The following is a 10,764-nucleotide window of genomic DNA, read 5'->3' as shown; positions in this document are numbered from 1 at the left end:
AGACGTCGTGGCTGGCGGCATTCGCCTATGGGCTGGCCAATGGTGATGCGGCGCCGCCGGGGGCCAATGACTGGAATTGCAAGCCGACGCCCGAGCATCCGCGGCCGGTGTTGTTGATCCACGGCACGTGGATGAACGCCTACAACGGTTACGCCTATATGGGGCAGCCGATCAAGGATGCCGGGTTCTGCACCTTCACCTTCAACTACGGGCGGTCGAACCTGCTCGAGGGCGGCGGTGTGGGGTCGGTGCTGCCCGGGGTGATGGGCACCGGCTACATCCAGGACTCGGCCAAGCAGTTGGCGGTGTTCGTCGATCGGGTGCTGGCCGCGACCGGTGCCGGTGAGGTCGATATCGTGGCGCACTCGCAGGGTGGGTCGATGTCGAACTGGTACACCAAGTTCGAAGGCGGCGCGGCGAAGGTGAAGAACCTGATCACCTATGGCGCCACCCATCACGGCACCAGCCTGGACGGGATCGGTGCGCTGGGGCGTGCGATCAACAACCTGGGCATCGATATCCTCGGGTTCATCGAGATCTTCGTCGGGCATGCCGGGATCCAGCAGACCATCGGTTCGGACTTCGTCAACCAACTCAACGCCAATGGGGACACCGTGGCGGGGGTGGATTACACGATCGTGGGTACCCGCTACGACGAGATCACCAACCCCTACGATCTGACCTTTTTGAAGCCGGGTCCGGGGGCTACCGTCCGCAACATCACCCTGCAGGACGGTTGCGAACAAGACATCTCCGACCACCTGACCATGATGTATTCCCCCCGCGCGCTGTCGATCGCGCTCAATGCCCTGGACCCGGTGCAGTTCCCGCAACTGCAATGCACCTTCAACCCCTGGCTCATCGGCGGCGGCGGACAACTCTGACCACCCCCTAGACCGGCACCCACCGGACCGGATCGACTAACGACTCCGGCGACCGGCCCGATGGCTGCCAGGCCGCCGTGCCCAGCGTGCCGGCGGACGGGAGACCCCTCAACCCGCCCCTGTCCGTCCTCCGCATCGAGCGCGCGGCGGAAAGTGCCCACCGAACGGCCGAAACGCACCCGGCCGTTCGGTGGGCATGCGGCGTTTCCGGGGTATGTCGGAGCCGGTCCGGTATCGGGCCGGCTCTCGACGCCATGATGGACCGACTCTGGGACCGAGGCTGAGGCCGTCGGCCGCCATCGATCACCGATGGCAGCCGGCGGCCTGTGTTGTGCGCATTTCGGCGCGGGAACAGGATCCGGCGGCGCACGCGGAATTCGTCGCCAAGTCTCGCTGCCGCCCTGACCCCAGACGTGGCGATGGCGGTAGGCGCGATGGACCGAACGCGGTGAGGTTCACGGTCGATGGACGTTCTCGGTTGCACTAAGTTACTGGGCATTGCTGGCGCCTAGTGCCCCTTGTGCAGCTGGGGCCGCGGTGCCGGGCGGCCTCTCCGCATCACAGCGCACTTCATCTGCGGAACGCGGTTCTCCGTGGTAATTCGTGTCCGTTCAGCGTTGTTGATCATGTCCGCGCGGACCGACTGCTGACGGAAGGGGAGTGGACGCACCGTTGTTCCGAAAACGTGTACAAGGTTACGGCGCCCTGTTAAGTTAATGACTATTCCGCGATGTCGCGGAGGTGGCGTCCGGGCCGCCCTCCGCGTGATCGGGATCTGCTTGTACTCGATGAGGAGTGGACGTCATGGATGCAATCAACAGGCGTAATGCGTTGAAGGCCGGGGGGATTCTGGGGGCGATCGGCGCCATGGCGGTGGTCTCGCCTGCCCGCGCGCAGCCCTGGACCTGGTCGCCGAACGGTTCGGTCGCCGGATCCGGGACCGGCGCCGACCCGATGACGGTGTGGGATCCCGAGGCCGACGAACTGGTCGCTGGTCTGATCGACCGTGGCGAAGTCCCCAGGGTCAACGAGTTGCTGCGCACCTGGACCAGAAACGGTCAACCGCTGCCCGACGGGTTGCCGCCGCAACTGCGCGACTTCATGGAGTACGCCCGGCAGATGCCGCACTGGACCGATCCGGCGAAACTGGGCACCGCGATCGAGTTCAATAAGAAACGCGGGCTCTACCTCGGCGTGCTCTACGGCTTCGCCAGCGGAATGATGAGCACCGTCATCCCGAAGGAAGCCCGCGCGGTCTATTACTCCAAGGGCGGCCACGACCTGAAGGACCGCATCACCAAGACCGCCAAACTCGGCTACGACATCGGCAGCAACAACGCCTACGCCCCGGACGGGGAAATGGTCGTCACGTGCGTCAAGACGCGGCTGGTGCATGCGGCGGTGCGGCATCTGCTTCCGCAATCTCCGCACTGGGTGCAGTCGGCCGAGGAAGACATTCCGATCAGCCAGAACGACATGATGGTGACCTGGCACAGTCTGCCGACGACCGTCATGAAGCACCTGACCAATTGGAAGGTGCCGATCCCGCCGCACGAGTCGGAGGCGTTCCTGCATTCCTGGCAGGTCGCCGGGCACATGCTCGGTATCCGCGACGAGTACATCCCCAATTCCTGGCCCGAAGCCAATTCGCAAGCGGCGCAGGTTCTCGACCCGATCCTCGCCGCGACCCCGGAAGGGGCGCGGCTGGCCGACCGGCTGCTCGGCCTCGGCGCCAACGTCGATTTCGCCATCCTCAGCAAGCCGGTGCTCGGCTCGTTCACCCGGTTCCTGCTGGGCGACCGCATCGCCGACGGGCTGGCCATTCCGCGGGAACCGGTCTGGGATCCGCTGCTGCGGTTGAGCTGGGGGCCGTTCATCGCGGTGCGCGAAGGCGTGCTGACCGTGGCACCGCCGACGGCGGAGGTGTACTGGCTGTTCGACGAATTCCTGCGCAAGGGCGCGCTGACGTATCTGTCCGAGCTGCGGATGCCGATCAGCATCGAAATCCCGACCATGAACCGCGATATGAGCAAGCCGCATCGCTGACCACCCGATTCATCGAATAAAGGAGCGCGACAGTGCGTAATTCCCTCCGTTGTGCCGCGGCCTCACTCGCGGCGGCTTCCCTGGTCGGCGCCGCGGCCGGTGCGAATGCCGACGCCGGGTCCGCGGCTCCGGTCACGCCGGTGGCCGAGGCAGGTACCGGATCGTCCATGCTCGACGCTGGCTCCTCGGCCGCGCGATCGGCCGGGGTCCTTGCGCAGCAGGGCGACATCATCGGCATCATCGTGCTGCTCGGCATCACCCCGTTCCAGATGCTCACCAGCGGCATCTGCGATCTGGCCACCGGTTCCGGGCTCGGGAATCCCTGCTCGCCCTCACGGTATTGATCCGCGGCGCCGATGGACCGCTCCGGCGCCGATCAGGGGATGACGACCGGCCCCTGGATCGGTGCCGGATCGTCGGCCCATCGCTGCCCGGCCTCGCGCGGGGTGAGACCCTGCTCGGCCCGGGCCGCCAAGAGCTGGGCGACCTTGGTGTGCATGATGGTGCGCAGCCGGTCGAACGAGGTGTCCGGGTTGTCGTCGACCTCACCGAGCAGCAGCCACCACGCCCAGGCCACCGCGCCGGCATTGGCGACGAAATCCGGCACCACCGGGATGCCACGGGCGGCGAGCATGGCCTCGGCCTCCGGTGTGGTGGCGGCGTTCGCGGCCTCGACCACGACCCGGGCCCGGACGCCGAAGGAATTGTCCGGAGTGATCGCGTACGAGATGGCCGCGGGCACCAGAATGTCGGCGTCGCAGGACAAGATCGCGCCACGCGGCAGCTGTTCGATGCCCGCGGGCAGCCGGTTGCGGTCGATCTCGCCGTAGCCGTCGCGCAGCTCGAGCAGCGCCGGAATGTCGAGGCCGGCGGCGCGGTAGAGCGTGCCTGCGGCGTCGGCGACGGCGGTGACCGTCATCCCGGCCTCGTGCAGGTAGTAGGCCGCGGCTCCGCCCATGGTGCCGATGCCCTGGATCGCCACCGTCGTCCGGGCCGGCGCCTGCCCCCACCAGACCGCGACCGCCAGGCAGGCGTGGGCGACGCCGTATCCGCCGATCACATCGCCGAGCAGGAAACCGCCGTCGACCGCCGCGTCGAGCCCGCGGCGCACCCGGGCCAGCGTGGCGGCCGGGTCGTCGGCGCGACGGATCGCGGCATGATAGCTCTGCCCGAGGCCGAGCTTGTCGAACACCGCATCGATCAGATGTTGCGGAACGCCGAGATCCTCGGCGGTGACCCAATGCGCGTCCAGCCACGGGCGCATCGCCTCGCAGAACCGTTCCAGCACCTCGATCGCCCGCGGATCCTTGGGGTCGAAGTCGATTCCGCCCTTGGCTCCGCCGACCGGTAGGTCGAAGGTGGCGGTCTTGGCCGCCATGCCGCGCGCCAGGTCCTCCACCTCGCTCATCGTGCATCCGGCACGCATCCGGGTGCCGCCGGTGGCCAGCCCGGCGCGCAGGGTGTGCACGACCAGATAGCCGGTGGCGCCGGTGAGCGAATCGGTCCATTGCAAGCGCAGATACGGTTCGGTCCGGCGAACAGCAGCGCTGGGCGGCGCCGGCGCGCATCCAGCGACATCGCTCACCGGTGCGGGACCGCCGACCGGTTCGTGCATTGTCGTCATGACGGACACCTCCCTGTTCGTGCTCGTTCCGGCCGTCGGGCAATCGCCGCGTTGCGCACACTCCGGTCCGGTTTCGATCCCACCCGATGTGGGTACGACCTGTGCTGCCCAGCGTGCATTCGCACAGGTCCACCCGTCTATTTACGGTTGGTTCACGGCTGTGTTCACCGTTGCTGCACAGCGCTGCGGGCGGACGGAGCGCTTAGGCTCGGGGACATGGATCTGTCGCTGGCCCGCCTGCGGATGCTGCGCGAGTTGCATCGCCGCGGCACCGTGACCGCGGCCGCGTCGGCGCTGCACTACACCGCCTCGGCGGTGTCGCAACAGCTGGCGCAGCTCGAACGCGATGTCGGCACCCGGCTGCTGGAGCGGCGTGGACGCCGGGTCCAGCTCACCGACCAAGGAGTGCTGCTGGCCGAGCATGCCGAAGAAATCCTGGCCTCGGTCGAACGCGCCACCCAGGCGCTCGAGGATGCGGCCGAATCGGTGACGGCGAAACTCACCGCTGGGGTGTGGGCTTCGGTGGCCTCCGGTCTGCTGCCCGACGCCCTCAACGCCCTCGCGCGCACCCACCCCGGCATTCTGGTGCGCACCCGTGAACTCGCCCCGGAATCGACCGCCGCGGCGGTCCGTGACGGGGCGCTCGATCTGTCGTTCGTGCTCGACTACTCCAACTACCCGATGGCATGGGACGGCGGCCTGGAACGCGCGGTGATCGCGGTGGAGCGGCTCTACGCCGCGGTACCGGCCGGTGCCGTCCCCGCCACCAGCGTGACGTTGGCCGAGCTGGCCGAATACCCGTGGATTCTGGCGCCGGCCCGCTCGCACTTCGGGCACGCGGTCCGGTTGGCGTTCCAATCGGCAGGGGTGTCGCCGCGGATCGACCACGAGGTGGAGGAGCAGGCCACCGCCATGGCGATGGTCGCTGCCGGGCTCGGCGTCACCCTGGTGTCCGATCTCGGCCTCGCCTTGCGACCGCCGGGAGTCGACATCGTCGCGCTCGGCGACATCCTCACCCGCACCGTGTCGCTGGCCTACCGCACCACCACCGCGCGGCGCGCGGCGCTGCTGCTGGTGGTGGACGCGATCAGGGCCGCTGCTCAGGACAAGGGCCTGGGCGCCGATACCGCGCTACCGGATTCGGCCGAGGCGCAGCCGCCGCGATGACGGGCAGCCGCCGGCGTCATGTCATCAGTTGTCCCAACCGGCCAATGCCGAGGCCAGATCCGGCACCTCCAGAATGTCGATGGCCTGTTGACGCACATCGGGGCAGGTCTGGGTGGTCACCGTGTCGACGATCGAATTGTCACGGATCACCTCGTCGTTGAGCCCTTCATTGCGTGCGGCCCAGTTCTGCACCGTGCCGTTGAAGCTCACCTTGGCCACGGTGGAGCCCTGGTCACGCCAATTGTCGAGTTCGGGTTCGATCATGTCGCACAGCTGCTGCGCCGCCTGCGGGGTCACGGTGTCCTCGTCTCCGCCGGGTGAGGTCGTCGCCGCCCCCTGGGTGGTCATGGTGATCGTCGGCAGGTCCGGCGTCCGGGGCGCCGGATCGGACCCGTCGTCGTCACCACACCCGGCCAGCACCGCACCCGCCGCCAACGCGGCAGCCGCCACCGTCGATCGCATCAGATAGCCACGGGACCGTTGCATCACTTCTCCTCACAGATAGGGGTACCTGTCGTGGCTGTACCCGATCGATGTACGGGCAACCAGGGGCTGGTAACGCGCCGCCGATCGCGAAGACGATCCGCGCACTCCGAGGCTGCGTCGATAATCGTCCGCAGCGCATCATCGGCCATGGTGGCGCGGCGTATTCGCATCATCAGTGCCGCGCGTAGCGGTGACGCCGGACATTCGAATCGCAAGGAGTGAGGTTGACCCCGATCCAGGTAGCTGTGTGCGGGCCGCGCGAATGCGGCGAGGCCGATGCCGCCAACGCGCGTGCGGTCGGCAGGTTGCTGGCCGAGGCGGGGGCGACGGTGCTGTGCGGGGGTGGTGGCGGGGTGATGGCAGCGGTCGCCGAGGGTGCCTCGAAGGCCGGTGGGCTGGTCATCGGGGTTCGCCCGGACACCGACCGGGACGGCGTATGCGACGGCTTGTCCGCCGTGCTCTACACGAATATGGGCCAGGCGCGTAACGCCATCCTGGTCTGGTCCGCCGACGCCGTCATCATCATCGGTGGCTCATGGGGGACATTGTCGGAACTGGCGCTCGCGAACCACCGCGGCGCCGTCCGGGTGGTGACGCTGGGTGGGTGGCGGATTCTCGACGCGAACGGGAAACACGTCGGATCCGGCATCATCGCCACCACTCCCGAATCCGCTGTCGAAGCCGCGCTGGCCCGGGAGTAGCTCACCTGTCTCGCCGTCGGTTACGCGCCGCGCCGCGCGGTGTGGTCGCCGGTGGCCGCGCACACCTGGACGACGACGCCGGATTGTGTTGTCTCTCTAGGCGTGAACTCCGCTGTTGGTGAGGTATCCAGAGGCGATCTTGTTCGCCCGGTGACGGCCTCCGCGCGCTCTAGGTTGGTCGGTGATTCACCAGCAGTCGACCAGCTGGACGGCGCCGCCACCGGTCGCCGTCCAGGACAGGAGCTTTCGCGTCTCATGATCGGATCAGGAATGGCCCGCCGTGCGCGGGGACGCGTGCTTGCGGTCGCGTTCGCGATGATGGCGGTGGCGCCCGGTGCCGCGGCGGTGGCACCGAACGCGACGGCCGAGCCCACGTCCTCGATCACCGGATCCTGGGAGGTCGACGACCGCACGGTGCAGCTGCGGGTGCACTCGGCCTCGATGGACACCGACATCATGGTGAACGTGCAGCGGCCCGCAGACCGGTCGGTGCCGCGGCCGACGTTGTATCTGCTCAACGGCGGTGGTGGTGGGCAGGACAGCGCGACCTGGCAGAAGAACACCGATGTGCTGCGGTTCCTGGCCGACAAGGACGTCAACGTGGTGCAGCCGATCGGCGGGCGATGGAGCTACTACACCGACTGGCGTGCCCGTGATCCGAAACTCGGTGTGTACAAATGGAAGACGTTCCTCACCGAGGAACTGCCGCCACTGATCGACGCGGAATTCGGCACCACCGGCGTCAACGCCATCGCCGGGCTGTCGACCTCCGGTACCTCGGTGCTGCAGCTGCCCATCGCCAAACCCGGCCTGTACCGCGCCGTCGCGGCCTACAGCGGGTGCGCGCAGATCAGCGATCCGATCGGGCAGCAGTTCGTGAAGATGGCGGTGGAGTCGTGGGGCGGTGGTGACACCGACAACATGTACGGCCCGCCCGGAGACCCGATGTGGGCCGCCAACGACCCGTATGTCAATGCCGAGGGACTGCGCGGGCTGAAGTTGTTCATCTCCACCGGCACCGGCATCCCGGGGATGTTCGACGTGTACAACGGCACCCACATGCAGCCGGGTCCGCGTGGTTTCGCCAATCAGCTGGTGCTGGGCGGGTTGATCGAGGCGGCGGTGAACTGGTGCACCCACAATCTGCGCGACCGGCTGCATCAGCTGGGCATTCCGGCCACCTTCGATTTCCAGCCCACCGGCACCCATTCGTGGGGGTATTGGCAGCAGGCGATGAAGGACTCGTGGCCGGTGCTGGCCGACGGCCTGGGGTTGCCGCGATGACGGCGCGCGCACGAGTGGTCGTCGGGTGATGGGTATGGGTAGCATCGTCCCGGCCGCGTCGGCCCGGGAAAGCTGGGTCTTGCCCGGCCCGTGCCGTGCGCTGGATGGTGTGCTGGACCCGCCTGCCGTGTTCGGCGCGGCAACAGCGATACGAGACCGATAGGGGCGCCGAGATGCAACCGGCACTGCGATGTCTTGTCTGGGAACTGGACAACACGCTGTGGGACGGCGTCGTCTACGACGGCACGGCCGGCGCGTTGGATCGTTCCGCTCTGCGCACGCTGCGGATGCTGAGCGAACGCGGAATGTGGCATGCGGTGGCCAGCCGGGGCGACCGGACGCGCACCACGGACATGCTGCGCAGGCACGGACTGCTCGAGATGTTCTCCGTCGTCGAGATCGGCTGGGGCCGTAAGTCTTCGGCGATCGTCCGGATCAGCCACACCCTCGGGCTGCGATTGGACTCCATCGGATTCGTCGATCCCGAACCGGTGGAACGGGCGGAAGTGGCGCGGGCGTTGCCGCTGGTGCGCTGCTATGCGGCGCGCAATGCGGGCATGCTGCTCAACCATCCCGACTTCCGGCCGGTGGTGCGCCCCGACCGCGATCCCACCCCGCCGCTGGGATTCGCCCGGGTGCCCGCCCTCTGAACCACCCGCGCGCCACCTTCCCGCTCGCGACCGGGAGACCGGATCTCAGCGAGAACGCTGCCGCGCGACGCCGGCCCGGCCCGCCCTCGTGCGGTTCTCACCGAGATCGAGGGCGTGCCGCCCGGTTCAGCCGCGCGCGTCGCGCTTGATGAACGTCGCCGCCTGCTCACCGATCAGCACCGACGGCGCGTGCGTGTGCCCGCGCACCAGCACCGGCATCACCGACGCATCGGCCACCCGCAGGCCCTGTACCCCACGCACTTGCAGCTGCGGGGAGACGACGCTGGCCGAGTCGGAGCCCATCCGGCAGGTCCCGGCCGGGTGATAGAGGGTATGGGAGTAGCGGTTGAGCGACAGCTCCAGCGTCTGCTCGATATCGGCGGGCGGCTGCGGCGGGTAGATCAGCGGCCCGAGCACCGATTTCAGCGCGGGCGCCTCGGCCAGCCGCACGCAGGTGCGCAGCCCGGACATGATCGCGGCTCGGTCGGCGCCCTCGGCGTCGGACAGATAGCGCGGGTCGATGATCGGCTTGGCGGCCGGATCCTTGGAGGCGAGGCTGATGCGGCCCCGGCTGTGCGGGCGCAGCAGGACCGTCGCCAGCACCACACCGTGCTCGGTGGGATCGACCAGCCCCTCATGGAAGAACGGGGCAGGGGCGAAGATCAGCTCCAGATCGGGCAGCTCCAGATCGGGGTCGCTGCGCAGGAAGCCGTAGGCCTCGCCGACATTGGAGGTGAGCATGCCCCGATGGCGCAGCAGATAATCCAGCAGCTGACGTGGCTTCTCGGCGGCGAACAGCGAATCCGATTCCACCCCGTAGCCGACCGCCGCCACCAGATGATCTTGCAGGTTCGCGCCGACCTCCGGTGCGTGGTGCACGGTCTCGATGCCGTGGCGCTCCAGTTCCGCACGGTCGCCGATGCCGGAGAGCATGAGGAGCTGCGGTGTGTTGATCGCGCCGCCGCACAGCACCACTTCGCGTCGCGCAGTCGCGGTGACCGTGGCGTCGCCCTGCCGGAATTCCACGCCGGTGGCGCGGGTTCCGTCGAAGAGCACGCGGGTGGCCAGCGCTTCGGTGCGCACGATGAGGTTCGGCCTGCGCAGCGCCGGACGCAGGTAGGCGTCGGCGGTGCTCCAGCGCCTGCCGCCGCGCTGGGTCACCATCGTCTGGCAGAAGCCCTCCGGCGCGGGCCGGTTGGGCGGCTCCACGGTGAAGCCGCATTCGCGCACCGCCTCCAGATAGGCGGCCGTCGATCGGCGTGGGCTGCGCTGATGGGCGATGTGCAGCGGACCGTCGGTGCCTTCGTCGGGATATAGGGCGCCTTCGACGTTTTCGATGCGACGGTACTGTTCGACGACCTTGGCGAAGCTCCAATCCTCGCCCGCCAGCAGCGCCCATTCGTCGTAGTCGGCGCGGAACCCGCGCACCCACATCATGGCGTTCATCGACGACGACCCACCGAAGGTCTTTCCGCGCGGCCAATAGATCTGGCGGCCGTCGAGCTCCGGCTGCGGTTCGGTCAGGTAGTCCCAGTCCACCTCGCTGCGGAACAGCTTGGCGAACCCGGCCGGAATATGAATGAACTTGTTCTTGTCCTGCGGCCCGGCCTCCAGCAGCAGCACCGTGGTATCGGGATCGTCGCTGAGCCGGGCGGCCAGCACCGCGCCCGCCGACCCCGCCCCGACGATCACATAGTCCGCAGCGACCTCACCTGTACCCACTGTCCATCTCCGATCTCACTGTGTAGGGCAAACATACGAGCACGTGAAGGTCACCGGGCCGGATTCCGTCCATCGCGGGCCGATTCGCGCCGCCGACGTCGCCGGATACGCCGTGCCCCCCCCGGCGAGGAGCCGACCGTGCCGAGTCGCCGCTCCGACAACGCTCCCGCGGCAGGCTGATCCCCCGTCTCGTTGTGCCC

General features: G+C 68.2%; 10 protein-coding genes. 7 read left to right on the top strand and 3 right to left on the bottom strand.

What is annotated here, in order from left to right; all coding sequences use genetic code 11:
- The 3 genes from GV790_RS27410 to GV790_RS27400 form a co-directional block, all read left to right on the top strand.
- Nucleotides 1–884 (top strand): esterase/lipase family protein (locus tag GV790_RS27410; RefSeq protein WP_163817487.1); only part of this gene is annotated, 884 nt, incomplete at its 5' end.
- 804 nt (nt 885–1,688) lie between these two features.
- Complete coding sequence (locus GV790_RS27405; RefSeq protein ID WP_163817485.1) at nt 1,689–2,930, top strand: oxygenase MpaB family protein; 1,242 nt, start codon at nt 1,689–1,691, stop codon at nt 2,928–2,930.
- Nucleotides 2,931–2,962: 32 nt separating this feature from the next.
- Complete coding sequence (locus GV790_RS27400) at nt 2,963–3,274, top strand: hypothetical protein (RefSeq protein WP_163817483.1); 312 nt, start codon at nt 2,963–2,965, stop codon at nt 3,272–3,274.
- 32 nt (nt 3,275–3,306) lie between these two features.
- Here GV790_RS27400 and GV790_RS27395 read toward each other — a convergent pair whose 3' ends face one another.
- On the bottom strand, nt 3,307–4,554 hold the full coding sequence (locus GV790_RS27395) for a Glu/Leu/Phe/Val dehydrogenase dimerization domain-containing protein (RefSeq protein WP_218586477.1): 1,248 nt from the start codon (nt 4,552–4,554) through the stop codon (nt 3,307–3,309).
- Nucleotides 4,555–4,770: 216 nt separating this feature from the next.
- On the opposite strand from GV790_RS27395, the gene GV790_RS27390 reads away from it, so the two are divergent.
- Entirely contained in the window at nt 4,771–5,721 is a 951-nt protein-coding gene (locus tag GV790_RS27390) for a LysR family transcriptional regulator (RefSeq protein WP_163817481.1), read from the top strand.
- A 24-nt stretch (nt 5,722–5,745) separates the two neighbouring features.
- Here GV790_RS27390 and GV790_RS27385 read toward each other — a convergent pair whose 3' ends face one another.
- Nucleotides 5,746–6,207 (bottom strand): hypothetical protein, encoded by a 462-nt coding sequence (locus GV790_RS27385; RefSeq protein WP_163817479.1) that lies wholly within the window; start codon nt 6,205–6,207, stop codon nt 5,746–5,748.
- 224 nt (nt 6,208–6,431) lie between these two features.
- Between GV790_RS27385 and GV790_RS27380 the strand changes: the two genes are divergently transcribed.
- From GV790_RS27380 to GV790_RS27370, 3 genes are all read left to right on the top strand, one after another.
- Entirely contained in the window at nt 6,432–6,908 is a 477-nt protein-coding gene (locus tag GV790_RS27380; protein WP_178128409.1) for an SLOG cluster 4 domain-containing protein, read from the top strand.
- 255 nt (nt 6,909–7,163) lie between these two features.
- Nucleotides 7,164–8,192: an alpha/beta hydrolase gene (locus GV790_RS27375; protein WP_163817477.1), complete on the top strand. Its 1,029-nt coding sequence runs from the start codon at nt 7,164–7,166 to the stop codon at nt 8,190–8,192.
- Nucleotides 8,193–8,365: 173 nt separating this feature from the next.
- Complete coding sequence (locus GV790_RS27370) at nt 8,366–8,842, top strand: HAD-IIIC family phosphatase (protein ID WP_163817475.1); 477 nt, start codon at nt 8,366–8,368, stop codon at nt 8,840–8,842.
- Between the two features lie 126 nt (nt 8,843–8,968).
- Here the strand turns inward: GV790_RS27370 and GV790_RS27365 are convergent, their stop codons facing one another.
- Complete coding sequence (locus GV790_RS27365; protein WP_163817473.1) at nt 8,969–10,564, bottom strand: GMC family oxidoreductase; 1,596 nt, start codon at nt 10,562–10,564, stop codon at nt 8,969–8,971.
- Nucleotides 10,565–10,764: the final 200 nt, after the last annotated feature.

It is taken from the genome of Nocardia cyriacigeorgica, from assembly GCF_010858045.1.
In the GTDB taxonomy this organism is placed as follows: domain Bacteria; phylum Actinomycetota; class Actinomycetes; order Mycobacteriales; family Mycobacteriaceae; genus Nocardia; species Nocardia cyriacigeorgica_E.
Note: the sequence above shows the minus strand (reverse complement) of the source record. Positions and strands in the feature narration are given on the sequence as shown.

Coding starts and splice junctions, on each gene's coding strand:
- GV790_RS27385 (WP_163817479.1), bottom strand. CDS start 6,207: ATGCAACGGTCCCGTGGCTATCTGATGCGATCGACGGTGGCGGCTGCC.
- GV790_RS27405 (WP_163817485.1), top strand. CDS start 1,689: ATGGATGCAATCAACAGGCGTAATGCGTTGAAGGCCGGGGGGATTCTG.
- GV790_RS27370 (WP_163817475.1), top strand. CDS start 8,366: ATGCAACCGGCACTGCGATGTCTTGTCTGGGAACTGGACAACACGCTG.
- GV790_RS27390 (WP_163817481.1), top strand. CDS start 4,771: ATGGATCTGTCGCTGGCCCGCCTGCGGATGCTGCGCGAGTTGCATCGC.
- GV790_RS27375 (WP_163817477.1), top strand. CDS start 7,164: ATGATCGGATCAGGAATGGCCCGCCGTGCGCGGGGACGCGTGCTTGCG.
- GV790_RS27395 (WP_218586477.1), bottom strand. CDS start 4,554: ATGACGACAATGCACGAACCGGTCGGCGGTCCCGCACCGGTGAGCGAT.